The following is a 26,405-nucleotide window of genomic DNA, read 5'->3' as shown; positions in this document are numbered from 1 at the left end:
AGATAAAGGAGAGAATACCGATATGTATAAATTAATTGCCATTGATATTGATGATACACTCATTAACGACCAGAAAGAAGTTACACCGGCGACACAACAGGCATTAGAAGCTGCTGTAGCTAAAGGTGTGGTGGTTACCCTCGCTACTGGACGAGCTTATGCCTCCGCACACAAAATTGCTCGCCAAACTGGTTTGAACGTGCCGATCATTACGTACCAAGGAGCTTTGGTTAAAAACCTGCTGGACGAAAACGTGCTGTATGAGCGTTATGTTCCACTCGTGGCTGCGCGTCGTCTGTATGAATTCTGCGTGGAACGCAATCTGCATCTGCAAACGTATATTGATGACAAATTGTACACACGTGAAGATAATCAGAAAATCAAAGATTACACGGAGCTGAACAACACGGAATATTTTGTAGAGCCTGTATTCAGTAAAGTTATAGAGCAGCCGGCTCCTAAATTGCTGATTATCGACGAGCCTGAAGTATTGGATGAATTAATTCCTGAACTTCGCGAACTGCTTGGCAATGAAGTGCACATTACAAAATCTAAGCCTCATTTTCTGGAAATTATGCATCATGAAGGCACCAAGGGTCACGCGCTTACCTTCCTTGCAAACCATTTTGGTTGTGAACTGTCGGAAACGATTGCCATCGGCGACTCTTGGAACGACCATGAAATGCTTGAATGCGCTGGTCTCGGCATAGCGATGGAGAATGCCATTCCTGATTTGAAAAAGCTAGCTGATTACATCACTCGCAGCAATAACGAAGACGGTGTTAAGCACGCCATCGACAAATTCGTACTCAATGTTGAATAAGCAAAAAGTGCCTGCTTCCATAATTTTTAAATGAAGTAATACAACAACAAAGCCTCCAAACTGTCGCATGATCAGTAACATACGACAGTTTGGAGGCCTTTTCTGTCAGATCATATAATAACCTGACCGCTATACAATATCAGGCAGCAGAACGTACCTTGCGCCTGTTCACCAGACGGATAATTCCATTGTTCATAAGGATTAGTCCGGTCACAATGAGCAGCACCCCAGCCAGCATCCACCAGCTTACATGCTCTCCATACAACAACGCTCCCAAGCCCACCGCAATCGGCGGTGATATATACAACCACGTCGTCGGAAACAGGGGATTTGTACGCTCCATGAGCCAGTAGAACAGTGTATGTGCAATCATCGAACCAAACAGGATCAGATAAAGTAAAGACCCCATGGCAGGAAGGTACTGCCACCCCTCAGAACTCCACGGTTCCGTGATCGCAGACAGTAACAGCAGCATCCATCCCCCATGGATCATTTGCGCCGCATTCAGGGCAATCGGGTTCGTTTCACGAAATACATCCATCACTCGCTTGGAATAAAGAGCTCCCCCGGAATAACACAGCTCTCCCAGCAAAATGACAAGGCATCCCGCCAGCCACAGACCACTGATCTGAACCGCCAATCCGGGCAGCACAACCAGCACCACACCAAGAAAGCTGATCATGCAGCCAACGACCGTAATCCGTGACGTTTTTTGCCGTAGCAGTACAGATTGCAAAATGACGATCATCATCGGCCCAGTAGCTGACAAAATAGCTCCGATCCCCGAGCTGACATATTGCTCTGCCCAATACAAGGCTGAAAATGTACCGAAGGTCGTTCCTGCTCCAATCAGCAACATTTCCTTACGCCATAATAACGACCATCGTACTTTTCCGGTCAGCTTCATAGCAATGAACAATATCGCCCCTGCCGCGAAAAAACGTACACCTGCCGATAGGAATGGCGGAAGCCCAGCTTCCACTCCCACTTTTATGGCCAAAAACGTTGTGCCAAAAATAAGACACATTACTGTAAACGCGATCCCAATCATGATACGTCCCTCTCCCTTCAGTTGCTTTTAAGCATACAGGGAGACGAACAGAACAGTTGTATAACTACAGAACAGTTGTATACGTTTTTGAAGTGCTATATAGTACAATACACACAAAGGAGCGTGGATAGCATGGGTAAGAACAACAGCGAACTACTTTTTCCAGCCGATCATGCCTTAAAGCTGTATGAGCAGGTTATCCATTATGTAACTGTGCGGATCGATCGCGGGGATTGGCAAACAGACATGAAGCTGCCGTCCGTACGAAGCTTGGCTCAGGAGCTGGGTGTACATCGGCTAACTGTTTTCCGGGCATATCAGGAGTTGAAGCAACGGGGACTGGTCTATGTAAAGGACAAATCAGGGTATTACGTTCATGCTTCCCAAGCGACTGGGCATGCAAAATATGCTGGCTACTCGGGACATTCGTCCATTGACCTCACGATTCACTCCGAATCTGCCCATGCGGCAGATGATCCGTCAATTTCAGCCTGGAGAGGAATGGATGGACTTAGCCGCGTTCAATCGGTAAATGCGAATTTCCAGTTTTCCAAAGCGCTGATTGACCCCTCTCTCCTGCCCAACCGATTTTGGGGAGAACTGATGATGCAGGTATTTGAAAAGCATCCAAAAGTAGCGGCCACCTATTCCTCTGTACAGGGTGATGCCGAGCTTCGGGAGGCCATGGCGCAGCATTTTAGCGTGGATAAGCATTTTGCTTTATCACCGGATGAAGTGCTGATTACCTCTGGAGCACAGCAAGCCATTGATTTAATTGCCCGATCTCTGCTGCGTACAGGAGACCGTGTACTGATCGAACGCCCTGCCTATGGCCCCGCTATGGAAATATTCCGTAGACTAGGCGCACGTCTGACTATGACTGATATTCGACCAGAAGGTTATGATATGGACCAGATTGAGTGGTGCATGAAAACAGAAAAACCACGCCTCTTTTATATGAATCCAACATTCCACAACCCGACGGGCTTTACGGTCCCCGATGAGCAGCGCAAACGACTGCCAGAACTAGCCGAGCGCTACGGCTGTCTCATTGTTGAGGATGACAGCACCTATGACATCAGCTTTGGGCAAAAGCCCCCTTCTCCGATTTTCGCCTATGATGTTTCGGGAAGCGTCGTCTACATTCGAAGTTACAGTAAATATGTTGCACCCGGTCTACGAATCGCAGCCGTGACCTGCCGACCACAGCTCATGAACAGCCTGCTGAACGTCAAAGCGTTGGTGGACAATGGATCGCCACTGCTGAATCAAAAGCTGTTTTTACAATACTTTCAATCTCCACGTATGCAGCAGCATATTAAAAAGCTATGTATCGCGCTCCAGATTCGTAAGGAAACGATGGAAGACAGTCTCCGCGATTCCGGTTGGACATGGACCAGCCCGGCGGGGGGGCTCAACCTGTGGCTCCAGCTGCCTTCTACGTTGAGACCCAATGAACTACTTTCCAGAAGTGTACATGAGTCCGTTTCCTTTGTCCCGGGCAATGTGTTTGATCCCATCGGTGCAGAAGGTAAAACGCATGTACGGCTGTCCTATTCATACGCCAACGAGCTACAAATCAAAGAAGGAATCTCTACCCTTCTACGTATCAGTCGAACGATGTAAAGGTAAAGGGCACCTTTATTCTAACGGTAAACTCATGCCGGTATGTGCCAAGCTAATCCCTTCCAGAAGCCCATAGTTGCGTGTGACATCCACATCATGGGACATATGTGTAAACACTGTGCTTTGGGGTTTAAGCCTTCCTATAAGCTCCTGAGCCTCCAGCATGTCATATACGGAACGGGTGGCATACTCGGCCTCCTCATGATAAAAACTCGTTCCCAGGACGAGCAAATTCAGATTGTGCAAGGGCAGAATTTCTGCCTCATTCAATCCAATCGAATCCGAACAGTAAGCCCACGAGAAGCCGTCCTTTTCCAGACGATAAGCGTAGGCATATCCGTTTTTCCCGTGATTCACACGCCATCCCCGAATATTCCACCCGCCAAGTTGGGCTCCCTGGTCTACTGGAATAAGATCCAAGTTTCCAGAGAGCCAGGAAAATTGACGCAAGATCGTGTCAATCACTTCCTGTGGCGCGTACAAGCGACCTCTGTTGCCAGTCCAGCGACAGGCATCTGCCCATTCTGGTAATCCTCCAATATGGTCAAAATGTGCATGTGTCACAAGGATTGTAGGGATAAAACGCAGACCGCGTAATTCTAGCTGTTTGCGCCAGTCGGGACCACAATCAATCATAAAGTCCTCCGTCTCGCTTTCGATCAGCACAGACGATCTCAATCTTTCATTCGCCCCTGTCGTGCGAGCTTCTGAGCATACGGGACAATCACAATATACACGCGGAACCCCCATTGCATCCCCCGTGCCAAGAAAAATAAGCCGATTCATGGTTTAACTCCTATCTATCTGGGTCTTTTTACTACTATTATAACGAACAGACCGATTCTACGTAAATCATCTGCGTAAATCCTTCCAGCGTCCAACGCCAAAAGGAGCATGCCCAAAGCCGTGAAATCAGGCTCGACATCCCCTCATGCGTGATCGTATTTATTTTTAAATGATGATAGGCATTGGATCTTCCTTCAGGCGGTTTTCCACCATCCAGCTGGACTGGTCATTATAAAGATAGGCTCGATGCACCAACACTCGCACCTGCTGACCAGTTTCCAGCGTAGATTTCTCCAGCGAGCGGTATGTCATGAGACGATGATCCCCAACCTGTACTTCAACCATCCACTCACTTCCACGAAAATGCAAATGCTTCACTATGCCTTCCTCGGTCGCCGACAGGAGCGTAAATTCCTCGCTTGGCCCGACATCAATATACTCCGGACGGATCAAGGCACGTGTTCCCACTCCAGCAGCTTCTTCGAAGCCTGTGAGACTGCCTGCCTGCTCAATCACCGTAGATTCCCCAATAAAGGAAGCCACGAACGGAGTACCCGGTTTTTTATAAATATCCCAAGGTGTTCCCTTCTGCTCCAGTCGTCCCTGATTAATCACCATAATTTCATCCGCTACTTCAATCGCCTCATCCTGATCATGGGTGACAAAAATTGAAGTAATACCCACCCGCTCAATCAACTCTCTCAGCCAGGTGCGCAGCTCCTGACGAATCTTGGCATCAATAGCTGCAAAAGGCTCATCCAACAGCAGCAATTGAGGCTCTGGTGCCAAAGCACGCGCAAAGGCAACCCGCTGTCGCTGTCCACCTGACAACTGATGCGGATAACGATGCTCAAATCCTTTGAGCCCCGTTAGTTCGACCAACTCTGTGACCCGTTCCTTGATGCGGGTTTTGGAGCTTTTTTTCACTTTCAGACCAAAGGCAATATTGTCGTAGACGCTCATGTGCTTGAACAAAGCATAGTTTTGAAATACAAATCCGATTCCACGTTCCTGCGGGGACAGCTCGTTTACCCTTTTTCCATGAAAATGAATTTCTCCCGCATCCGGTTGCTCCAGACCCGCCAAAATGCGAAGAATGGAGGTTTTTCCCCCACCACTTGGACCGAGTAAGCCAATAAGATGGCCCGCCTGAATATCAAAAGATACATCCTTTACTGCATGAAAATTACCGAAATGCTTGTTTAACCCTCTTACTTCCACATGCATATCCGTACACTTCCTTTCCGCTTCTGGACCTGTTCAGGAACAGCAGCAGCCTTGCTTACCGCAAAGCACGTACCTCATTTGAAACCATTTAATTATTCCAATGCATATACTATGTTTTTTCTTATGTGATACTTTATCAAAGGAAAGTAATTTTCGTCAACTCTATATATTATATTAGGAATTAAAAGGGTAAAGTATTAGGAAGAAAGGAGATGGAGTTATTGTTGCATACTTTAGAATTATCCACTACACGGCGAGATGAAATTCGCGATATTACACGAGAGGTTGCTTCATTGATCGAAAAAAGCGGGGTGCAACAAGGAACCGCACTTGTTTATTGTCCACACACGACAGCCGGCATCGCCATTAATGAAAATGTAGACCCAGATGTCAAACATGATGTGATGTTAAGACTAGATGAAGTCTATCCGTGGGAGCATCCCCAATATCGCCATATGGAGGGAAATACAGCGTCCCACCTAAAATCCATCACGACAGGCCCCTCACAAACGATCATCATCCATGACGGAAAGCTGTTGCTCGGACGATGGCAGGGACTTTATTTTTGTGAATTCGACGGACCACGCAGACGCCAATACCATGTAAAGATCATGAAGGGCTGACTGAAACGGGTAAAAAAACAGACCATGATGTTTTCCTACTGGATGCATCATCGTCTGTTAAATTCTTAGTCGCTTTCGCAAAGTACCGTAATGATAAGTCACCGTCATGAAGTGCATACACCCAGAAAAACGCCCTACATGTTCATGGCTGCAGTGTGTGAATGCAGGTACGATCATAGGTGTCTGCACAGCAGCTTTACATGTGCTAAAGCAGCGGGCCTAATTTCTTCAAATGTTAAACCGTCCTGAATATAAAATGATACAAAGCCATGCATGGATAAAAACAGGCTTTTCGGTACCCTAGAGCAATCTTCCTCCGAATGCCCCTGACCACTCAATTCTTGACGGATCATGGACGCAAATAGTTCCACACAACGGTTTTGCTCTGTGCGACAGTATGCAAATAGTTCTTCATCGTGCATCATGAACATAATTTCGTACTGATATGGATTTTCCAAACCAAAACGGATAAATTCCAGCATCAAGTACTCCAGCCTGCTCAAGCCATTATCAGGCGTACCTGTTGCTGCTTGCAGTAGAATCCCACGCAATGTATTAAAATCTTCAATCACAATAGCATAGAACAGTTCAGCCTTCTCTTTAAAATGATAATATAACGAACCATGACTGTACCCCAGATGCTGGCCAATGCTGCGCATTGAAATCGCGCGGTAGCCCTTGGTAATAAACAAGTGCCTGGCCGCTTCCAGAATCCGCCCTCTTGACAACTCCTGTTCTACTGCTCTTCTAGCCATATTATTTATTCCCCTTCAATAAAGTAAAGCTGCTCTCCCTCCGACACAAGCGATTGCCCCTGCGTCAAGTCTGTTATCCAGTTGCTGAAGGATTCCGCATCACCAGCCAGCGGCAGACAGGTTAAGGTAACTTTATCCGTAAACATTGTTTCTCCAGTGCGGATGCTGCGATTGCGTAATTCATTTTCCACTTTGCCCAACCAGGTATAATCCAATTCTACAAAAACTTCACGATGCAGCACACGTGTAATTGCATCCCCTGCCTCGATTGCTGCAACAGCACCATCTGAATACGCGCGAATCAGACCGCCTGCTCCCAACAAAATCCCACCAAAGTAACGGGTAACAACAATAGCGACATTTTTCAGCTTCTGGTTGCGGATCACCTCCAAAATAGGCTTTCCAGCCGTACCACTCGGTTCTCCGTCATCCGATTGCTTTTGGATTTCGTCTCTTTCCCCAATCATGTAAGCAGAACAATTATGGGTAGCGTTCCAATGCTCTTTTTTGATGCGCTCTATGAAAGCAACTGCTTCTTCCTCAGTTTGAACAGGCTGAATATGGCCGATAAAACGGGATTTTCGGATTACAATTTCCTTGTTGCCGGCACCGCGTACGGTTCGGTATTGTTCCAACATACACGTATAACCTTCCTTACTTCATTTTACAAGAAAGCAGTCCCCCGCTTTTGGCAGCTGGTGAACTGCTTTCCTGTACTTTAATTGCTGCTATACACTATAACACTTCTGACCGAAATCCTGTTTCGCATCAGAGATTACAGCACTCTTATTCAGACAATCTCGCTTCAAGCTCAGCTTTTTCTTTTTCGAAGCCTGGTTTACCGAGCAGCGCAAACATGTTCTTCTTGTAAGCTTCTACGCCCGGTTGATCGAACGGATTTACACCCAACAGGTAGCCGCTGATGCCGCAAGCTTTTTCGAAGAAATAAGCAAGGTAGCCGAAAGAGTAAGGGCTCAAGTCAGGAATATTTACAATCAGGTTCGGTACTTGTCCGTCTGTGTGAGCCAGCAATGTACCTTGGAATGCTTTTTTGTTTACAAAATCCACAGTTTTGCCTGCCAGGAAATTCAGTCCGTCCAGATCATCCTCATCTGCTTCGATGGTGATGTGACTAGGTACATTTTCTACTTGGATTACCGTTTCGAAAATGTTGCGGCTGCCTTCCTGAATGAATTGTCCCATGGAGTGCAGGTCTGTCGAGAAATCAACAGAAGCAGGATAAATGCCTTTGTAATCCTTACCTTCGCTTTCTCCGTACAACTGTTTCCACCACTCGGATACAAAATGAAGAGACGGCTCATAGTTTACGAGAATTTCAATTGCTTTACCTTTGCGGTACAAAGCGTTACGAACGGCTGCATATTGATAAGCCTCGTTCTCAGCTACATTCGGGTTGCTGTACTCTTTGGAAGCGTCTGCCGCCCCCTGCATCATTTCCTCGATGTTAATGCCTGCAGTAGCAATCGGCAACAAGCCTACTGCTGTCAGCACGGAGTAACGACCACCCACATCATCAGGAATAATGAAGGATTCGTAGCCTTCTTCGTTAGCCAGTTTTTTCAAAGCGCCACGTTCTTTATCCGTCGTTGCATAAATACGCTTGCGTGCTTCTTCTTTACCGTATTTTTTCTCCAGAGCTGCACGGAATACGCGGAATGCGATCGCTGGCTCTGTTGTCGTACCTGATTTGGAAATGACGTTCACAGAGAAGTCTTTACCTTCAATCAGTTCCAACAGATGATTCACATATGTAGAGCTGATGTTATTACCAGCAAAATAGATAGCTGGACCCTTGCGTTGATCTTTAGGCAGCGCATTGTAGAAAGAATGCGACAGCATTTCGATCGCAGCACGTGCTCCAAGGTAAGAACCACCGATACCGATTACGATCAATACTTCGGAATCGCTTTGAATTTTAGCAGCAGCCTTTTGGATGCGCGCAAACTCTTCTTTATCATAATTAGTAGGCAGGTCAATCCAACCCAAGAAATCGGACCCTACACCGGTTTGGTTGTGCAGTTGCTCATGAGCCAGCTTGATGGGCTCTGCAAAATAATCAATTTCGTGCTGACCTACAAAGGAGAGCGCTTTAGTGTAATCAAAATTAACTTTTTTAGACATGTTTGGAACCTCCTGTTTGGTATTACTAAGACCATGAATACGAACATAAGGACTTAGGAATAGGATACTTTAATTTGCGGGGCCTGACAAGCTTGCGTTACCTGTGTATCCTGTGCTTGACAGCCCCTCCTGTAGATAGGGTAGCATGCCCATGCTACAATTAACTGAGATCAACCTGTTTTATATTCATTTCAAGCCGAACGCGCAATCTGCATCGGACGGCAACTTCCAACAAGAAAGGTGATTAGCAATGAAAAACATCGGATTTATCGGACTGGGCACCATGGGCGCCCCGATGGCATCCAATCTGCTAAAGCAGGGATTCGGAGTCACTGTTTATAATCGTACCGCTTCGCGCTGCGAACCACTGGCAGAGCAAGGTGCACGTACAGCTTCAACTCCTCGTGAAGCAGCTGAAGGTCAGCACTTGGTCATTACCATGGTCAGCGATGATCACTCCATTCGTGACATCTATTATGGCGATGACGGCGTGTTTGCCGGACTTACGGCTGGCATGACCGTGATGGACAACAGTACGATTTCACCTGAACTGGTCAAGCAACTGGCCGCCGAAGCGGACAAGCTGGGCTGCTCTTTCATTGATGCACCCGTAACAGGCAGTAAGCCTGCTGCTGTAGACGGTACACTTGTGTTCATGGTTGGCGGTAATGCAGAAGCCATTGCGGCACAATCAGATGTTTTTGATACCCTGGGCAAAAAGGTACTTCATATGGGACCTAATGGCAGCGGGGCCGTAGCCAAGCTCGCTCATAATACGATGGTGGGTATTCATAACCTCGCTCTGGCTGAAGGCTTTGCTATCGCGGCTAAATCCGGCATCCCGGCAGACAGCTTCCTTGAATTGGTACAACTCGGATCGGCAGGCAGCAAGGCCGCTGACCTGAAAGGGCGCAAAATCATTGAACATGATTTTAGTAACCAGTTCTCACTTGCCTTGATGCTTAAGGACTTGAAGCTTGCTTCCTCACTAACAGACAGCTTGTCCATCCCTGCACCTATGTTATCCATTGCCAAAAGCCTGTTTCAAGCCGGGCAAACACAAGGCTACGGCGATGAAGACCTCTCCGCTGTCGTGAAGACATACGAAGCATGGATTGGCCACACCATTGGTGGTCAACCTCTCGAATAAGCTGCACCTTTCTTTGTAACCATACGGCTGTGCTTGTGTACATATGGCATAGCTTTAGGGTAAGCACACTTGGCTTGAAGGCTGAGTGTGCTTACCCGTTTTAGCTTATTATTCGGGATAAGAACAGCAATAATCAGTTACACTTCGTACTTCCAGCTTGAATGAAGACTTTGCAGGTACGTGAAAGGTTGCCGTCCCTTGTATTTCTAGCCATTCCTCAGTATCTGGAAGCAACACTCTCAAATCCCCTGCCAAAATCTCCATGATCTCACGGGAATCCGTGCCGAACTCATACGTTCCTGGCAGCATAATACCCAGTGTAACCTTACTGCCGTCACCCAGGATGACTGTACGGCTTGTAACCTGACCATCGTAATAAACGTTTGCTTTTTTAACTACGCTTACTCCATCGAACTGTGTCATTCGTTATCCCCTCATCTGCTCTCAATGGTTGAATGAATATTGGTGCATCATAACATAGATTTGATTCCAGCTTCAGTATGAAAATACACACTGTATCACCGCATCCTATAGATTGGAATTTAATAGTGATTTCATTGCAAAGCATCAACTGTATGAAACAAACAGCCGTAAGCCTTTCTCAGGTTACGACTGTCTGTTTTAGATGCTCAGTGTTTTATTTCAACAAAGCTTTCACACGGCTAACAACATTCTCTACTGTAAAGCCGTATTCCTTAATCACACGGTCGCCAGGTGCGGATGCGCCGAATGTGCTGATACCGAGAATGTCGCCTTGGTCGCCAACATATTTTTCCCAGCCCAGTGGATACGCCATTTCTACAGCCAAACGAGCTTTCACTTCTGGCAGCAGAACGGAATCTTTGTATGCTTTGTCTTGTTTTTCGAACAGATCCCAGCTTGGGAAGCTGATAACACGTACTTGAATACCTTGTTCTGCCAGTGCTTCCTGAGCTTTAACAGCCAATTGTACTTCGGAGCCTGTAGCCAGAATTTGAGCAACCGGTTTGCCGTCTGTTGCATCTGCAACCACATAAGCACCACGTTTGATACCTTCGCGTGCATGCTCAGCACTAGCAGCCAGGATTGGCAGGTTTTGACGAGTCAATACCAGAGCAACCGGGTTTTTCTTGTTTTCCAGCGTATAAGCCCAAGCAGCAGAAGTTTCATTACCGTCCGCTGGACGAATTACTGTCAAGTTCGGGATAATACGCAGGGAAGCCAATTGTTCGATCGGCTCATGAGTCGGACCATCTTCACCTACAGCAATACTGTCGTGAGTCAGAACGTAGGTTACAGGCAATCCCATCAGAGCTGCCAGACGAACGGCTGGACGCAGATAGTCTGTAAATACGAAGAATGTACCGCCGAATACTTTTACACCTTGGTGCAACGCCATACCGTTCATCGCAGCAGCCATACCAAATTCACGGATACCGAAATAGATGTTACGGCCGGCGTAGTCTTCTGGCGTAAAGTTCGTCAGGTTGTTCAAATGTGTCATCGTGGAGCTCTCCAGATCGGCAGATCCGCCTGTCAGGAAAGGTACGTTTGGAGCCAATCCGTTCAGAGCATTACCAGAAGCTACACGAGTCGAAACGGCTTTGTCTCCAGTCGTGTATTTCGGAAGATCACGATCCCATCCTTCTGGAAGATCACCGTTTACAGCTGTTTCGAACTGAGCTGCCAAATCAGGGTGAGCTGCTTTGTATTTCGCGAACTGTTCATCCCATGCTTTGTTCGCCGCGATACCGCGCTCTTTTACTTTAGCAAAATGCTCGCGAACCTCTTGTGGTACGTGGAAGTCCTCTTCGTATACCCATTTGTAGAATTCTTTAGTCAGCTTGGCTTCTTCTGATCCCAGCGGGGAACCATGAGTACCACCGTGTCCGCCTTTACCTTGTTTGTTCGGGCTTCCGTAGCCGATAACTGTCTTCACTTCAATCAGCGTAGGGCGTGTCGAGTCGCCTTGCGCTTCTTCAATGGCTTTTTGGATGGCTGGAAGATCGTTACCATCTTCTACACGCAGTACTTGCCAGTTGTAACCTTCAAAACGTTTGGCAACACTCTCGGAAGAGGACAGATTAAGCTTGCCGTCCAGTGTAATATCATTGGAATCAAACAATACAATCAGCTTGCCCAGTTGTAAGCGACCAGCCAACGAAGCAGCCTCGTGGGAAATACCCTCCATCAGATCGCCATCGCCGCAGATTGCATACGTGAAGTGATCTACAACTTTAAATTCGTCTTTATTATATGTTGCACCCAGTTGAGCTTCAGCCATTGCCATACCTACGGACATTGCGAGACCTTGTCCCAGAGGTCCAGTTGTAGCATCTACACCAGCAGTGTGCCCAAACTCAGGGTGGCCCGGTGTAAGGCTGCCCCATTGACGGAATTGCTTCAGTTCTTCCATAGGAAGATCATAGCCGCTCAGGTGCAGAAGGCTGTATAGCAACATGGAACCGTGTCCTGCGGACAATACAAAACGGTCACGGTTAACCCACGTAGGTTGATCGGGATTATGATTCATCGTTTTAGCAAAAAGTTGGTATCCCATTGGCGCGGAGCCCATCGGCATACCAGGATGTCCCGAGTTTGCTTTCTCGATGGCGTCAATTGCCAACGTACGAATAGTTGTGATGGACAAATTGTCGATCGTGGAGTTTTCATCCTTTTGAATCGCTTGATTCTGGTCAGTCATGGTTTGCCTCCTCATATTGTATAAAGTATGTCAATTGCATTCGGTCATACTCTCCAACACCACCGTCCGATATAGAAACGATGTCTATTGAAGTGAGTGAATCTGCTTGAATGTTTCAATATGACTTATACATTCTTAAGTATTGTACCATTTGCCGTGAAAGTTTGCCAGATCGTTTATAAAGATGATTGTGGAAATGTTGTACCGAGTCCTCATATAAATATACCCGTAATGTATTAACCTCATTTAAAAAATTATAAAATCACAAAAAATATTATGTACTGACCGTTTATAAGGCAAATAGCTCACATGAGGATTTTTCAAAAATCCCATAAGCGACTTCCAATGAACAAGATATAGATCGAAATGGTTTAGTTCGTCTATATCTTGCACTTCGGAGCGACTGGAATCGAATTTTGCAAAATCCTTACATAAAAAAACAATGCCCGTTATGCGACGGGCTTTGTTTAACAAAAAATATATATTCACAATTTTTTTCTAAAATTTTAAGATTAGTTAAAAACGACCGTTTTGTTCTCATGAACCAGAATACGATCCTCTGCATGCCATTTCACGGCTCTTGCCAAAACGACCCGCTCTATGGTGCGACCGATCCGCTTTAGCTCATTTACATCATCTCCGTGGCTTACCCGCTGCACGTCCTGCTCAATGATCGGGCCGCCGTCCAATTCTTCAGTTACATAATGCGCAGTAGCACCAATAATTTTCACACCGCGATTATAGGCTTGGGCATATGGCTTCCCACCCACGAATGCAGGCAGAAAGGAATGATGGATATTGATAATTCGGTTGCGATAATGCTCAATAAACTTGGGAGAAATAATCTGCATGTAACGGGCCAAAATGATAACGTCAATGTCTTCGCCAATGACCTCTAGTTGACGGCGCTCCGCCTCCGGTTTAGTATCGGCGGTTACCGGAATATGGTGATATGGGATGCCAAACGATTCCACATACTCCTTCATATCCGGATGATTACTAACCACCAATGAAATATCCGCGTCCAGATCTCCTGCCTGCCATTGCCACAGCAGTTCTACCAAACAGTGATCTTCTTTGGAAACGAAAATAGCCAGTTTTTTCTTGCGGCTAACCGCAGAAATCGTCCACTCCATACGGAATTGCTCAGCAACAGCGGCAAAATCCTGCTCCAACTGTGGTTGGGTTGCACTCAAATTCGGTAGATCAAATTCAATACGCATAAAAAACATACCGCCGGACGGGTCCATTGTATATTGATCAGATTGAACAATATTGGCCCCATGCTCGTACAAAAAACGGGACACGGCCGCTACAATACCTGGTCCGTCTGGACAAGATACAAGCATACGCGCGCGGTTTTCATGGGCTGATAGAGTGCTATTTTGCTGATGTTTTACGTGAATTTCCATGTGGCTATTAATCCCCCTTAGCTTATACCGTCACTGGCAAATGACTGCCGGCAAACCAGGCAATCAACCGTTGATTAATGTGTTCTTCGCTCAAATCTGGAAATAGTGCTGCTTCCGTTATCATGTCATACAGACGCTCCAACGGCTCACGTGGATCGGCTTTTCTTGCTTTGGCATCATTTTTCAGCAGAGCCCAGGTGTCCAGCACAAATTTACGGACATCCACATCCTGTTTTTTGAAAAACGAATGCAATTGCTCTACCTGACCCAAAAACTCATCCCCAAAGCGCTCCTTTACATTTCCGCGAAGCAGGGCAATTTCAACCTCATACATCGGACGCTGAGTTTTGGCTTCCTTACCAATCCATGGCGTCTCCAAAATAAACGGACGTCCTTGAAGTGCTTCATGATGCACCACATTATGAATAGTCTGATAGCCAATCCAGCCTGATCCGATCGGAGTATGTCGGTCTTTATGAGCGCCAACTGGATTTTTACTATCATTGATGTGAACAACTGCGATGCGATTCAAGCCGACAATACGGTCGAATTGCTCCAATACACCGTCCAAATCATTTACGATATCATAACCCGCATCGTGAATGTGACAGGTGTCCATACAAACCGTAAGACGCTCGTTATGCTCTACTTTATCAATAATGGAGGCAATCTCCTCAAAGCTACGACCCATTTCCGTTCCTTTGCCTGCCATCGTTTCAAGCGCAATGTTAACATCTGTCTCCTTCACGCCGTTTAGTACCTCGTTCAAACCATCAGCAATACGCCCAATTCCGTATTCTGCATCCTTATCGGTAAAAGCGCCTGGATGCAGCACGATATTTTTCACACCAATCGCGTGTGTGCGTCGAATTTCCTCCTGAAGAAAGCTGACCGCAAGCTCATAGGTATTTTCTTTGTAAGAGCCAAGGTTGATGATATACGGGGCATGCACCACGATATCTTCCATTCCCTTCTCAGCCATTAACTGCTTGCCTTCCTCCAAATACATGGACTCCATCGGCTTACGGCGCGTGTTTTGCGGTGCCCCCGTGTATATCATAAAGGAGCTGGACCCGTAAGAAGACGCTTCTTTTGTAGCGCTGAGCAGACCCTTGTCCGAGAAGGACACATGAGAACCAATTTTCAGCATGATCCTGATTCATCCCCTTATCCTGTTATGCTTGTCTTATTTTAATTTAATCATTTTAACGTGATTATTGAAATCAAACAACATAGCTTTTATGGCAGCTTTCTTAAATGACTCTATTAAGGGAATACGTAGATAAAGTACACATCAGAATATATGTTAGTCAAACGAGGGTAAATAAAATCATGGATTGACATCCTTAACCGTATAAAGGTACATTCATATGAAGTTTTTTTCTCGAAAAGGGTTATATTCTATAACAGATGTATTTTTTTGTGAATCGGAAGGAGAGCTGGCTCCATGAACATCATCGTATGTGGAGGAACTGGATTGGTGGGGAGTGCACTGGTCAAAAGCTTGCTAGACGACGGATACACCGTGAAAGTCGTTACCCGCAAGCCACTGGTAGGACACGAAGCGAGCCCCCGTTTACAATATATGAGTTGGAACGAATTAAAACAAAGGCCTGAAGTACTGGAAGGCACAGATGCGGTCGTTAATTTAGCAGGCGAAACGCTGAATCAGCGCTGGACGGATAAGTCCAAACAAAGAATTCTTCAATCTCGACTGCTGTCTGTTGCACGGTTGGCTCAAGCATTGAATGCTCTACAAAAAAAGCCGAAAGTTATCATTCAGGCTTCGGCTGTTGCCGCCTATGGTACATCCCTGACCGAAACATTCGACGAAACGAGCCCGCGTCGTTCGGAAGGTTTTCTGTCTCAGGTGGTTGAGCAATGGGAGGAAGCCGCCAATGCCTACCCTTCTGATGCCCGTTTAATTAAGTTACGCATTAGCCTTGTGCTGGACAGAAAAAAAGGGGCATTCCCACTCATGAAGATGCCTTATAGCTTCGGATTTGGCGGCAAAATAGGCAGTGGTCATCAATGGATGAGCTGGATTCATATTGAAGATATCGTTCGTCTGATCACGTACTGCATCCATACGACGGAAATCGTCGGGGCAGTGAATGCTTCATCACCACATCCCTTGACGAACGACCAGTTTGGGAGGACAGTAGCTACCGTATATCACCGTCCGCACTGGTTTCCCGTCCCCAGCATTCTCGTTTCAAAGTTAGTTGGTGAGATGAGCACGCTTGTATTGGATGGTCAAAAGGTAATACCGCGCAAAGCGCTGGAGCATGGATTTAAGTTTAACTATCCTTCACTGAAGGACGCTCTAGAGGAACTCCATTTTTCCCAAAAACAGCATTGAATTTAAAAAGAGGAACTCCAGGCTGGTAGGTTAGTGTTACTACCAGCTTAGGGTTCATTTTTTTAGTCAGAAACAATCTATCAAGCAGACCGCAAGTTTTTAAGATGCCCATTTTATTCCTATGAATAGTCCACTATTCATAAAGAAAGAAGCCCTGAACAGAACAGGCCTCTTCTTGACACATATCCATATAACCTTCATTTATGATGCATTGGAGGATTTAAAAGAGTCCAACCGATAAGTATAAGATACTCCGGCGATTTTAAAAGTGTCTCCATCCTTCATTGTGTACTCCTTATAAGGCACCATAGGCTCTCCATTCAGAACAGTTCCATTCGTCGAGGACAAATCTTTAACAATGTGGCTATGTCCTCCGGTAACTATGCAAAGCTCAATATGAGAACGGGAAGCTCCATCCGTATGCTCTACATACTGGACCAATTGCGGATCTCTTCCGATGATGAAGCTGCCTGCAACGAATTGGTCTGGCTGCAACCGGATGCGCTCGGTTTCTCCACTCCCTGGTGGCTTACGATCTAGGCAAGAAATCGGTGATTGCTGAACAGGTAAACTCTGTACCTCTTGATCCGGACGAAGTAGCACGGTTTCCTGCTTAGATACAGTATTTAGTAGCTCCGTTACCCCGGACAAGGACTTATAATAAGCCTCACTGGTATCACTGGCTTCCAATTCATTTGCCCGTTCCGCACCTCTCCTCGATGGCTCGTGTAAGTCATAATTTGCTGAAGTTTTCTCCCTATCTTCCGTAACTCGGTTTCCCACACTTTTAGATTCTGAGTTTGGAAAAGTCCATCGCCAGCTCTCCTGCCCTTGATCACTTGAATCGGAAGGTCGCTTGTCTTGATGATGACGTCCCGCTACAAATCCAGTCAGCTTATCTACCTGATAGCGGTCATTTTTTCGCTGTGCTGGGGAAGCAGTTCCTAACCATTCCGAATCCAATACAGGTACTGAATCGCTGTATATATGAGATGAAGCTCGATTGCGCTCCCATTTCCCCGTCCAGCTTATATAAGCAACGGAGGCAAGTACCAAGGTCAGCACCACTGAAATGATCAACGGTACCGTCTCTGGATGATCCAGATAAATATAACGCCACACGATGGCCGAAGCGAGCAGACATCCGAGAGCAATGTATGTTTTATATTTTCGCAATCCAGACTCCACATCTTCCATTTCGAATTCGGCTCCTACCTCAGCATTGTCCTCTGGTTTCACAGACTGCTTGAGCCGATTGATCCGTTTAAGCTCCTGAATCTCCTGCAGAGTCTCCCGATGCTCTTGCCCGTACGTTCCACGATCTGTATAGTTACCCTGTGAGGTATGAGCAGATATGATAGGGTCTGCTAATGAGAATGATTTCTCGTGTGCAGTTTGTGAACGTAATCCATCACGCTCTCCTTGAGCCTCTATTGGAGTATAGGGATCTCTATTCCTCCCTTTCATACTTTCTCCCTGCACACTAGCATGCTCTGTTCCAGCCGTCATTCCTTGCAATAGCAGTTCCTTTAGCAATCCCAATTCAAACTCATTTCTATCACACAGATCGAGTATGCGTTGTATATATTCTCCCTGAAAGTGGGCCACACGAGTCATTAAACGAATAACCATCTGCTTAAATTGACTGCCTGTTTGCTCTGCATGCTGTACACTGCGTAAAGGAACATAGGTTAAACTGGAGGTTTCCCTTGTACCTGAACCACTTAGAAAAATATAATCCTCGTGCAAAATAAACTGGCGGATATCTAACATATATTGCGGGCTGCGATGGAGGACATCTGCCACTTCAAAAAGAATCCGGTAGAAATCCGAAGTCGACACGCCCCCACCTTTCCATAACTGGGAAAGCATGCGTTGTCCCGAAATGTCATAATGTAACTCAATCTGAAAATCGACTTCCTTTATTCTAAGTTCCAGCAGACCGGGAATCCGATTACCAGTCATCATTCCGGTCTGTACGGAATTTAAATCATCGGTCTTGAGCCCATCTTCCTTGTTTAGAATCATAAATGTCCCGCCGTTCCGGGCAAAATCCCTGCTTAAACCAAACAATTCATGACCTCCTTAACAATTTCCTATCTCCGTGAGGTAGCATGATCTCCCCCAGCGGACATGTCATGGCAAGAAGTAAAGATAAGCACTGATCGCTCCAGGAATGACTGCCGTCATAAAGGGAAACCTGAGGTGCGCTTCATTCCCACTGGTCAGCGCTTTGCCGCTGCGAAATAGAAAAAATCCTCCTAAATTAAAAGCCACGCGTCGCAGTCTCATGATGGTTTCCCTCTTCCATAGCAAAACCCCTATGCCAATAATACCTGCAAAAAAAATCGAATATAAAGCTGACTGCCATGCAAAAGCGGCACCTGTCCATGCTCCAATCAAGCCGAACAGCTTTACATCTCCTGCACCAACAGCTCCCATCCAGTACAAAATCAGCATGAACCCAAATCCGGTACCTAGTCCAGCAACAGCAAATAAAAAACCGTGCCAGCCTCCAAACAGAGTATTAAACAGTAAGCCTACCGCTATGCCGGGCACTGTAAGCTTATTAGGGATTTTCATGCTACGTAAATCCGTAACTAACGCAATCGCCAGTAGGACTCCGCATACAATATACATCCACGTCAATGCGATCTTCCCCCTTTTATAAAAATAGAAATAGCAGACTGCCAAATCATTTTCCATCGTAGCTATCCCTACACGTCTATATCCATCCTATCCATCAGCTGGCTTTTCCACGGTAAACGGAACCTCGATACGTTGACCATCCTCCGTTTCAATTACAAAGCTCCATTGACCGGGTGTTGTGTTCGTTCCCACAAACCAGTTCCATTCAATAATTCCATCCGCATTGGCAGAGGTCCAGCCCAAGTGCTGAGCTGTGCTTTCACCCGACTTATAAAGTACAGAAAGGTTAGCAGTCGTCCCAGGCTCAACCTTAGCCTTGATCAAATTGTACACACCCTTCACAGCAGGTTCAGGCTTAACGAGCAACTGTATGGAATGCTCCGCATCCTTATCCCCTGTCGCATTTCCTGTACCTGCTCCTTCCCCTGTGTCGCCAATCCAAAGACGTTCCTCTGCCGCCGCCTGAAGCACAATGCTGCGATACAGAAAGGGGACCTTCATCGGCAATTCATACGACAGCTCTACTCTAAAATAAGGGTCCTTAGTTTCTGTAAGAGCAGGTACATGTACGCTCGTTATATGAATACGGTCATACTCCAGAATGCTTTCCTCCATAAAAGGCTTTAGCATCGGCTTCAGAACAGGATCGAGTGTAGCTTCCGTAAATCGCCCCCGCAGCTCCTCCATCGGCTTTTGACCGCCCTGAACAGCGCTTTCTACCCAATCACCAATTGGAGGTGGCAACTGGGCAGCGAATTGGCTTGCATATTCACTCACAGATAACTTGGGCAATTCATCCAGCGGTTCACGGACTGCATCTATTTTCGCGGACGCCGCCTTCACGGCTAGAGAAACTGGGTAGATTTTAGTCGAAACCTGCTTAACCGCTTCTGAAGCGGTGTTCTGCAAGGCTGTGGATACCAGCGTCATCTGAACCATATAAATGAGAAAAATAATAAAAAACAGAAACATTGGCAACACCAGTGCCGCTTCTAAAACAATACTTCCTTGTTCACATTGCTTCTGCCCACAAACTTTCCGTAAACACCGATTAATAGGAAAAATGCGCTGTTTTCGTGACATAGTACACACTTCCCTTAATGCTCTCGCCTTCTTTTGAGGCGGTCCCGAGCATCTTCATTACCCCAGGTAGAAACCACAGCCTCATCCCATTCTTGACTTCACCCGTTGCATACGTTTGCCGCTCAGCAGGATTGACATCTGTATTCAGGCGGATCAGAGCAAGCATACGGGACATTTTTCGTTCATTATTGCTATGAAGCATTAGGAACAATCGCAAATGATCCTTGTATGTCATTCGAAATTTCAGAAAATCAGACAATGGCACGTCCCCCTTTTGTGCCAGCATAATCATATCTTCTATCGCTTTTTCTACTCCATATAACAAAGCTGCCGCCAAAACGACCAGCGGATTACCTTTTGAGCTGTTTTTAACCAATCCCTCCATTGTTCGAATGGCAAGTCTCATAGCAAAAATTTCTCCATAGGCGGATGCCAGATTACCCGTCGGATTATGGAACCCATACAGGATGTACTCAACTTCCTGATTATTCACCTCCAGCTGATCTCCCAAAATCTGTGCAGCATTTCCCACATTTCCACCCGATCCGGCCAAGCTGCCAAAACGGCTAAAATCCACATGATGGAAGTAAGAAAGTGCATATTCATTCTGGTAAAACTCGTCTCCCAGTTGAGTCAGTAAATTAGATGCCGACCCGTATAGACCATCCATACTATCCATGGAAGCTCCCGCTGCATCATAGGTGTCATAGGGCAAATCAGCGGATACAGATGGACTGGATGTAGACTGGTTAAACGAAATACTTTCCTTGTAATACCGTTCCAAATTTTGGAATTGTCCTGCACTTTGTTTACCTTTGGAAAGAACCTCAATGATCCGATAGGCTTGTTTGAGCTTGTTTTTCGCCTCTTTTTCCATTTTCTTGCGTTCTTTGTCCGGTCCACGTCGCGTATCCATCATTTTGGCTTCACCGTCGAGTACATTGGCAGGTCCCGCCCAAGCATACGCATTCAAGTATTTATCTATCTCTTTGAGCGTTGATGCGACTTCTTGCTTGAGCATGTCTGCATTCAAAAATGGATCTGTATAAAAAGATAAGGTACGCATCATGCTCGTTATTCTATTGTTAGCAGTATTTATAGAAGTCCGTTGCTTTTCGATTTCTGCTTCCCATTGCTCAAATTCCTTGTCTGGAATCAACAAATCCTCTGCTTTTTGCCGTGCGCTTCCTACCGACGGATCTGCGTTGGAGCCTGCTCCGCTTGGAGTAGGGGCTGCTGAAACCTCATCGTAGCCTGCATTGGCCGCCCTCTGCTTATATTGGACTATGACTTTGCGCATCTCTTCATTAATCTGTCGGGCCTCATTTAACGGTTCCTTGGCTTCCAGAAGCAGCTTATCATGTTCTTCTCCAGCCTGAACCATGATCTGACGCAGGCGATCAAGCGCTGCCCTCGCTCTACGTGCATATTTTTCCATCTGCATGATTTTAACGTCGTCCACACTCTTCTTATTGTCTTCATATACATGTACGTAATGCTTATATTGAGCGGCAATATCGGCTACAACCTCAAGCGGGTCCCATATATATTGATTGGGCATATAGGTGCCCCTCTGTTTAATAATCCGCTTGCGAACCTCTTCCATATAAGCTCCTGCCTTACGTTGCTTCTCCAGCATGTCATCCAGTTTGGCCTCTCGTCTGTCGTACAGCTTTTGTAGACGTTTCAGCAAATCTACCGTATGAGAAGCCTCTTTCATATTTTGAGAGAGCGGCTTTAGCTTTTCGAGCACTTCAAACGTAAAATCGACAGGTGCTTTATACTTCATCTCTTCCCGGATCTGTTCGTTAAATATGGCATATTTACCAAGCTCTCTTTCCATTTGCAGGGAACTTGAATCCAGCTTCGTATTCATCAGCGGGAGTGTATCCGCGCGTGCCGTACGCCGCGCGCTGTCATTCAGCACTTTGACCATAATTTGTTCTCCGCCGCCTTCGCCATAAGCAAACAAACCGTACTCCTGTTGTAATGTTGGATCATAAGCAGACATCACTGAACGAACCGCCGCATGGGTCAGCCGTTCGGTCTGCACATGCAATGCAGCAATTCTCGCGTAATCAATAAATACAGCAATAAAACCGAACATGACCGCCAAAATTAGAATTAAAAAGACCGTGACAGCACCTGATTCTCCGTCCTTTGTATTGTGTCCCTTACCAAACACCTGCTTCCTCCTTTCCAGTTACATTCCCGTTACTTACTTCTCACTGACCGTTTTGACCATATTGCATCAGTACTTTCCCTACAACTGCCAAATCTACCTTTTCACCTGATCCTCTGCCCATAAACTTCGCACCATAATAACGGACCAACTCCACCGTACGAATCCATTCCACAGGTTCGACCACGCCAGAGCTCATTTCCCCTTGCAAATCTGTCTGATCTAAAAACTGATTCAACAAAGGTACCTTCACTATCTTATTTAACTTTGTGGTCACCTTACGGTGAATCATACTGTTCTCATATGTCATCTGCCCCTGCATGCCCGCAGGCATTCTATTTTCTGCATTGGACAGCTTCTGAGCAGGTAACGAGCCTCCCCCATTGCCGCCCGGCACCTGTACACTTTCCTGATTGTTGGCTCCGGTCCAGCCAAATAGGGCTCCCAGCATAACATCATCCTTCAGGCGCCAATAGAGAGAATCCCGTTGCCCTTGTGTAAATGCTCCCGTACGTGGGCCCTTGAAGCTGTTATCCCAACTGTAAGCGGCCCTTTCCGAAGCAGTAGCAGCGACCTGCACCAATATAGATTTTTGATATATGTACAGGCAAAAAAATAACATCACAAAAATAACCAGCAGTAGAATGGGAAAGACGAGAGAAGCTTCCAAAGAGAAGCTCCCGTCCTCTTTTTGTGCCAATTTGCGCAGCATTATGAATCCATAAAATCGTTACTTTTTTTATCAGCCTTTTTCAAAAGCCCTTCTACAATTTTCTTGATCTGATCCTTGAAAATAATTGCCACCGCAATCAGAATGGCAATGATCAGGATCATTTCTAACGTACCCAGACCATCCTCATCCTTGTACAACTTACGAATACTGTCTGTTACTAATGTCATCATCGTTGTATTCCTCCTACATATTCATCATCATTAAAGCCGGAGCGCCCACCAGCACAATTACCGTTAGCAAAATCAGCGCCATCGGGAATACTAGCTTAGATGAAGCCTGCTCCCCTCTTGTGCGGCTAATTGAAGTCCGCTTGCCCCATAACGTCTGGGATAACTCACGTAAAGCCATCACGAAATCGCTCCCGCCGCGCCTCATATTCAACAAAACTGTCGTCGTAAATACTGTCATTTCCTGAATACCACAACGTTTGCTCAGGTGCTCAAATGCCTGTTGAAAGGAAAAACCACTTTCCCATTCCGCCACCGTCTGCCTCAGTTCTCGATACAACGGATGTTCCGTATCCGCTCCTTTACGTTCCACGCAATGTAGCAATGCCCGTTGTACCGTCTCACCTGCACCTACTAAAAGCATCATTTTACTCAACAGTTCAGGCAGTTCCATTAAAATTTGCTGATCCCGCTTCTGTACTTTCCCATGCAAATCCTTGATCAGCGCGATGGGTACCAGAATACCAAGTCCCAATCCGAGTACCAGCCCGGTCGCATCCCCACCCATCAAAAGCGATATTATAGCTCCACCAGCAGCCATCATATATCCGTAACCCAACATTTCTGCCAGAAAAAGCATCGTTTTTTCTCCGCTGTTGCGCATACCATACAGCTTCTGCACCGAACACTGGAGCTTGAACATCAGCAAAGGCAGCCGGTGAGTAGCACGTGAAGCATGAATCATGTGTACAAATGGGACTGAAAGTCTTTGCAGCCGCAGTCCCTCCAGCTTCATATGGCGAAAATGCGCATACTTAGCACCATGCATCTGGTTCAGCACCACCCAGCCTCCCACTTGCAGAACCAGCATGACCAGACAAACCAACATCACCACACCCATCTCTCCTTACACTTCAATCTTCATAATGTGGTTGATCCACACAAGACACCCACCAAGCACCAACAAACAAAAGGTTGATAAAATCATACCTGTACCGCTGTATAAGGGCATCATGTAATCACCCGCTGTCATTGTCATAAACAATACAAACAAAAAAGGCGCCGCAAACATAACCCTTGATTCAAAACGTTTCTGCGCAATCATTACACCAATCTCCTGCTGAATTTCCAGCTTCTCACCAATGACACTTGAAGCTCGTCGTACGACTTCCACCAGATCACCTCCGGTTCGTTTGCAAGCCGCAAATACGTCCGCAAAATTCGTAATATCCTCCATCTGCGCCCGACGGGCCAAATCCTGCAAAGCAGCCTCTACAGGCTGTCCGATTTCGAGACAGGCGGTAATGATGTTAAATTCAAAAATCAGGTCGTGATCTCCATCTGGACTAAGCAATCTCAAATCCTCTACAGCCTCACGAAAACCATTCTCCACCGACCTCCCCGCTGAAAGAGAAGACGAGAGCGAATATAAAGCCTGCTTGAATTGGATGCTTAGAGCAGACCTGCGTCGTTGCAGCAAAATTTTCCTAAAATAACGAGGCGTCACCACAGCCCCGGCAGCGCACAGCAACGATAATATCCATTGGTGATAAAATAGATAGCCGATCATCGCAAACAGCACGCCACTTAACAATATGCACAGACTTTTTTGTACTGTCGATAATGTATATACCGTATAATCTGGCAGAGAAGGGACCTCACGTGATACTTGCTTGACAGTCGTTTTTCCTGACTTCACGCTGATACTCCTCCCCTGTGCCAGCTTTCCGGATTGATCCCGGCCATTTGCAGCTTCAAAGTATGTTGCAGACCCTCGCCACAACGTTCCAGACCTCCTACGATTCGCCCCTTACTTTCTCCTCGTTCCTGAAAACGATAAAGAGGATTAAGCGTCACCTCACCGTTTTCAAAACCAATCACTTCGCTAATTTCCAGTACTCGTCTGGATTTGTCGCGCATCCGTGACAGATGAACGAATATATCAATGGCTGAGCTAATCTGCTGCCGTACTACTCCAAGCGGAAGCTCTGCCCCTCCGAGCACCATCGTTTCCAGCCGGCTGACCATATCGCGGATATTATTTGCGTGGCCAGTTGACAAGCTTCCATCATGGCCAGTATTCATCGCTTGCAGCATATCCAATGCCTCACTTCCCCGGACCTCACCCACCACGATGCGGTTGGGCCGCATACGCAGGGAGGAACGAATCAGATCGCGAATTGTGATTTCTCCCTTTCCCTCGGTGTTGGCATTCCTTGTTTCCATGGAAACCAGATTAGGGACCGTCACAATTTGCAGCTCTGCTGAGTCTTCAATGGTAATAATCCGTTCAGACGACGGGATAAACTGGGATAATGCATTCAGAAAGGTAGTTTTACCTGAACCCGTTCCGCCGCTTATAAAAATATTGTACTTGCTACGTACCAAGTCCTTGAGCATAGCGACGGCTTCTGCATCCAGCGCACCCATTCGTATCAAGTCATCCATCGTCATAGGACGCTCGGGAAACTTCCGTATTGTCATCGTCGGACCCTTGAGAGCAACTGGAGGCAGCACAATATTTACGCGTGACCCATCCTTTAAACGGGCATCCACAATGGGGGAAGCCTCATTCACAATTCGGTTCACCCCGGCTACAATCGTCTGGATTAAATCCTCCAGTCGCTCGCGGGACTCAAATTGATCGGGTACCTGCATCACCTCACCAGCCCGCTCCACAAAGATTTCCCGGTGACTGTTGATCATAATTTCCGTAACGGTCGGGTCGTCAATTAATGGCTGGAGTACATCTAGCCCACGGAAAGAGTTGAAAATCTTGCGGACAAGTGCGTGCTTCTCACGGGAAGTTAAGCCCGCCAGCTCTACATCGTGTAAAATTCGATTTTCAATATGCCGTACCAGATCGGCATCCTTTACCGAAGACGTTACGTCCAGCCCGTTTCGGATATCTGCTCGCAATGCCTTAAACCGTTCCTCATTCATGTTCATCA

The 26,405-nt window shown here is 46.4% G+C and carries 24 protein-coding genes; 5 read left to right on the top strand and 19 right to left on the bottom strand.

Translation table 11 applies throughout. The features are described from left to right. Positions 1-22 precede the first annotated feature (22 nt). Entirely contained in the window at positions 23-823 is an 801-nt protein-coding gene (locus tag T3H97_RS07010) for a Cof-type HAD-IIB family hydrolase (RefSeq protein WP_023987642.1), read from the top strand. A 139-nt stretch (positions 824-962) separates the two neighbouring features. Here T3H97_RS07010 and T3H97_RS07005 read toward each other — a convergent pair whose 3' ends face one another. Further along, on the bottom strand, positions 963-1,874 hold the full coding sequence (locus tag T3H97_RS07005) for a DMT family transporter (protein WP_013309297.1): 912 nt from the start codon (positions 1,872-1,874) through the stop codon (positions 963-965). Positions 1,875-2,006: 132 nt separating this feature from the next. On the opposite strand from T3H97_RS07005, the gene T3H97_RS07000 reads away from it, so the two are divergent. Further along, entirely contained in the window at positions 2,007-3,500 is a 1,494-nt protein-coding gene (locus T3H97_RS07000) for an aminotransferase-like domain-containing protein (protein ID WP_328802100.1), read from the top strand. Positions 3,501-3,515: 15 nt separating this feature from the next. Here T3H97_RS07000 and T3H97_RS06995 read toward each other — a convergent pair whose 3' ends face one another. Then, positions 3,516-4,286: an MBL fold metallo-hydrolase gene (locus T3H97_RS06995; RefSeq protein ID WP_272640143.1), complete on the bottom strand. Its 771-nt coding sequence runs from the start codon at positions 4,284-4,286 to the stop codon at positions 3,516-3,518. 165 nt (positions 4,287-4,451) lie between these two features. Then, positions 4,452-5,513: a sulfate/molybdate ABC transporter ATP-binding protein gene (locus T3H97_RS06990; protein ID WP_328802099.1), complete on the bottom strand. Its 1,062-nt coding sequence runs from the start codon at positions 5,511-5,513 to the stop codon at positions 4,452-4,454. A 221-nt stretch (positions 5,514-5,734) separates the two neighbouring features. On the opposite strand from T3H97_RS06990, the gene T3H97_RS06985 reads away from it, so the two are divergent. Continuing rightward, complete coding sequence (locus tag T3H97_RS06985; RefSeq protein ID WP_328802794.1) at positions 5,735-6,136, top strand: secondary thiamine-phosphate synthase enzyme YjbQ; 402 nt, start codon at positions 5,735-5,737, stop codon at positions 6,134-6,136. A gap of 173 nt (positions 6,137-6,309) precedes the next feature. On the opposite strand, the gene T3H97_RS06980 is transcribed toward T3H97_RS06985, so the two are convergent. The 3 genes from T3H97_RS06980 to T3H97_RS06970 form a co-directional block, all read right to left on the bottom strand. Next, positions 6,310-6,891 (bottom strand): TetR/AcrR family transcriptional regulator, encoded by a 582-nt coding sequence (locus T3H97_RS06980; protein WP_134904176.1) that lies wholly within the window; start codon positions 6,889-6,891, stop codon positions 6,310-6,312. A gap of 5 nt (positions 6,892-6,896) precedes the next feature. Continuing rightward, on the bottom strand, positions 6,897-7,529 hold the full coding sequence (locus tag T3H97_RS06975) for a YigZ family protein (RefSeq protein WP_029516377.1): 633 nt from the start codon (positions 7,527-7,529) through the stop codon (positions 6,897-6,899). Between the two features lie 148 nt (positions 7,530-7,677). Then, a complete protein-coding gene (locus tag T3H97_RS06970; RefSeq protein ID WP_061829551.1) occupies positions 7,678-9,033 on the bottom strand; it encodes a glucose-6-phosphate isomerase in 1,356 nt (451 codons plus the stop codon). A gap of 250 nt (positions 9,034-9,283) precedes the next feature. Between T3H97_RS06970 and T3H97_RS06965 the strand changes: the two genes are divergently transcribed. Continuing rightward, entirely contained in the window at positions 9,284-10,183 is a 900-nt protein-coding gene (locus tag T3H97_RS06965; RefSeq protein ID WP_061829552.1) for an NAD(P)-dependent oxidoreductase, read from the top strand. Positions 10,184-10,291: 108 nt separating this feature from the next. Here the strand turns inward: T3H97_RS06965 and ppnP are convergent, their stop codons facing one another. The 4 genes from ppnP to T3H97_RS06945 all read right to left on the bottom strand — a co-directional run bounded on the left by ppnP (position 10,292) and on the right by T3H97_RS06945 (position 15,428). After that, positions 10,292-10,606, bottom strand: coding sequence for a pyrimidine/purine nucleoside phosphorylase (ppnP, locus tag T3H97_RS06960; RefSeq protein ID WP_328802098.1), 315 nt, complete (start codon positions 10,604-10,606; stop codon positions 10,292-10,294). Between the two features lie 214 nt (positions 10,607-10,820). Continuing rightward, positions 10,821-12,866 carry a transketolase gene (gene tkt, locus T3H97_RS06955; protein ID WP_328802097.1) on the bottom strand — a complete coding sequence of 682 codons (2,046 nt, stop codon included), beginning with the start codon at positions 12,864-12,866 and terminating at the stop codon, positions 10,821-10,823. Between the two features lie 512 nt (positions 12,867-13,378). After that, complete coding sequence (gene purU, locus T3H97_RS06950) at positions 13,379-14,278, bottom strand: formyltetrahydrofolate deformylase (RefSeq protein ID WP_103047595.1); 900 nt, start codon at positions 14,276-14,278, stop codon at positions 13,379-13,381. Between the two features lie 22 nt (positions 14,279-14,300). Further along, positions 14,301-15,428 (bottom strand): deoxyribonuclease IV, encoded by a 1,128-nt coding sequence (locus tag T3H97_RS06945; protein ID WP_025722686.1) that lies wholly within the window; start codon positions 15,426-15,428, stop codon positions 14,301-14,303. Between the two features lie 297 nt (positions 15,429-15,725). Between T3H97_RS06945 and T3H97_RS06940 the strand changes: the two genes are divergently transcribed. After that, the gene (locus tag T3H97_RS06940) at positions 15,726-16,640 is read left to right on the top strand and encodes a TIGR01777 family oxidoreductase (RefSeq protein ID WP_328802096.1); all 915 of its coding nucleotides are present in this window, start codon (positions 15,726-15,728) and stop codon (positions 16,638-16,640) included. Positions 16,641-16,841: 201 nt separating this feature from the next. Here T3H97_RS06940 and T3H97_RS06935 read toward each other — a convergent pair whose 3' ends face one another. From T3H97_RS06935 to T3H97_RS06895, 9 genes are all read right to left on the bottom strand, one after another. Further along, on the bottom strand, positions 16,842-18,713 hold the full coding sequence (locus T3H97_RS06935) for a DUF6382 domain-containing protein (protein ID WP_328802095.1): 1,872 nt from the start codon (positions 18,711-18,713) through the stop codon (positions 16,842-16,844). A 63-nt stretch (positions 18,714-18,776) separates the two neighbouring features. Further along, positions 18,777-19,289, bottom strand: a complete 513-nt coding sequence (locus tag T3H97_RS06930; protein ID WP_328802094.1) for an A24 family peptidase — start codon at positions 19,287-19,289, stop codon at positions 18,777-18,779. An 87-nt stretch (positions 19,290-19,376) separates the two neighbouring features. Beyond that, positions 19,377-20,372: a TadE/TadG family type IV pilus assembly protein gene (locus tag T3H97_RS06925; RefSeq protein ID WP_328802093.1), complete on the bottom strand. Its 996-nt coding sequence runs from the start codon at positions 20,370-20,372 to the stop codon at positions 19,377-19,379. Beyond that, positions 20,341-22,557, bottom strand: a complete 2,217-nt coding sequence (locus T3H97_RS06920; RefSeq protein WP_328802092.1) for a hypothetical protein — start codon at positions 22,555-22,557, stop codon at positions 20,341-20,343. Before T3H97_RS06920 ends, T3H97_RS06925 begins: the two co-directional genes overlap by 32 nt. A gap of 40 nt (positions 22,558-22,597) precedes the next feature. Next, complete coding sequence (locus T3H97_RS06915; RefSeq protein WP_328802091.1) at positions 22,598-23,266, bottom strand: TadE family protein; 669 nt, start codon at positions 23,264-23,266, stop codon at positions 22,598-22,600. Then, positions 23,266-23,457, bottom strand: coding sequence for a Flp1 family type IVb pilin (locus T3H97_RS06910; RefSeq protein WP_250272622.1), 192 nt, complete (start codon positions 23,455-23,457; stop codon positions 23,266-23,268). Before T3H97_RS06910 ends, T3H97_RS06915 begins: the two co-directional genes overlap by 1 nt. Before the next feature lie 13 nt (positions 23,458-23,470). Further along, positions 23,471-24,355 (bottom strand): type II secretion system F family protein, encoded by an 885-nt coding sequence (locus T3H97_RS06905; protein WP_328802090.1) that lies wholly within the window; start codon positions 24,353-24,355, stop codon positions 23,471-23,473. Between the two features lie 6 nt (positions 24,356-24,361). Then, positions 24,362-25,153, bottom strand: a complete 792-nt coding sequence (locus T3H97_RS06900) for a type II secretion system F family protein (RefSeq protein WP_272640134.1) — start codon at positions 25,151-25,153, stop codon at positions 24,362-24,364. Continuing rightward, the gene (locus T3H97_RS06895) at positions 25,150-26,397 is read right to left on the bottom strand and encodes a TadA family conjugal transfer-associated ATPase (protein ID WP_328802089.1); all 1,248 of its coding nucleotides are present in this window, start codon (positions 26,395-26,397) and stop codon (positions 25,150-25,152) included. Before T3H97_RS06895 ends, T3H97_RS06900 begins: the two co-directional genes overlap by 4 nt. Between the last annotated feature and the right edge of the window lie 8 nt (positions 26,398-26,405).

It is taken from the genome of Paenibacillus sp. LX16, assembly GCF_036252815.1.
Lineage (GTDB): Bacteria > Bacillota > Bacilli > Paenibacillales > Paenibacillaceae > Paenibacillus > Paenibacillus polymyxa_B.
This window is presented reverse-complemented; position numbering and strand designations above follow the sequence as displayed.

What these genes read in the sequence shown, in the direction of transcription:
- T3H97_RS07010 (WP_023987642.1), top strand. Translation starts at nt 23, where the DNA reads ATGTATAAATTAATTGCCATTGATATTGATGATACACTCATTAACGAC.
- T3H97_RS07005 (WP_013309297.1), bottom strand. Translation starts at nt 1,874, where the DNA reads ATGATTGGGATCGCGTTTACAGTAATGTGTCTTATTTTTGGCACAACG.
- T3H97_RS07000 (WP_328802100.1), top strand. Translation starts at nt 2,007, where the DNA reads ATGGGTAAGAACAACAGCGAACTACTTTTTCCAGCCGATCATGCCTTA.
- T3H97_RS06995 (WP_272640143.1), bottom strand. Translation starts at nt 4,286, where the DNA reads ATGAATCGGCTTATTTTTCTTGGCACGGGGGATGCAATGGGGGTTCCG.
- T3H97_RS06990 (WP_328802099.1), bottom strand. Translation starts at nt 5,513, where the DNA reads ATGCATGTGGAAGTAAGAGGGTTAAACAAGCATTTCGGTAATTTTCAT.
- T3H97_RS06980 (WP_134904176.1), bottom strand. Translation starts at nt 6,891, where the DNA reads ATGGCTAGAAGAGCAGTAGAACAGGAGTTGTCAAGAGGGCGGATTCTG.
- T3H97_RS06975 (WP_029516377.1), bottom strand. Translation starts at nt 7,529, where the DNA reads ATGTTGGAACAATACCGAACCGTACGCGGTGCCGGCAACAAGGAAATT.
- T3H97_RS06970 (WP_061829551.1), bottom strand. Translation starts at nt 9,033, where the DNA reads ATGTCTAAAAAAGTTAATTTTGATTACACTAAAGCGCTCTCCTTTGTA.
- T3H97_RS06965 (WP_061829552.1), top strand. Translation starts at nt 9,284, where the DNA reads ATGAAAAACATCGGATTTATCGGACTGGGCACCATGGGCGCCCCGATG.
- ppnP (WP_328802098.1), bottom strand. Translation starts at nt 10,606, where the DNA reads ATGACACAGTTCGATGGAGTAAGCGTAGTTAAAAAAGCAAACGTTTAT.
- tkt (WP_328802097.1), bottom strand. Translation starts at nt 12,866, where the DNA reads ATGACTGACCAGAATCAAGCGATTCAAAAGGATGAAAACTCCACGATC.
- purU (WP_103047595.1), bottom strand. Translation starts at nt 14,278, where the DNA reads ATGGAAATTCACGTAAAACATCAGCAAAATAGCACTCTATCAGCCCAT.
- T3H97_RS06945 (WP_025722686.1), bottom strand. Translation starts at nt 15,428, where the DNA reads ATGCTGAAAATTGGTTCTCATGTGTCCTTCTCGGACAAGGGTCTGCTC.
- T3H97_RS06940 (WP_328802096.1), top strand. Translation starts at nt 15,726, where the DNA reads ATGAACATCATCGTATGTGGAGGAACTGGATTGGTGGGGAGTGCACTG.
- T3H97_RS06925 (WP_328802093.1), bottom strand. Translation starts at nt 20,372, where the DNA reads ATGTCACGAAAACAGCGCATTTTTCCTATTAATCGGTGTTTACGGAAA.
- T3H97_RS06915 (WP_328802091.1), bottom strand. Translation starts at nt 23,266, where the DNA reads ATGCTGCGCAAATTGGCACAAAAAGAGGACGGGAGCTTCTCTTTGGAA.
- T3H97_RS06910 (WP_250272622.1), bottom strand. Translation starts at nt 23,457, where the DNA reads ATGATGACATTAGTAACAGACAGTATTCGTAAGTTGTACAAGGATGAG.
- T3H97_RS06905 (WP_328802090.1), bottom strand. Translation starts at nt 24,355, where the DNA reads ATGGGTGTGGTGATGTTGGTTTGTCTGGTCATGCTGGTTCTGCAAGTG.
- T3H97_RS06895 (WP_328802089.1), bottom strand. Translation starts at nt 26,397, where the DNA reads ATGAATGAGGAACGGTTTAAGGCATTGCGAGCAGATATCCGAAACGGG.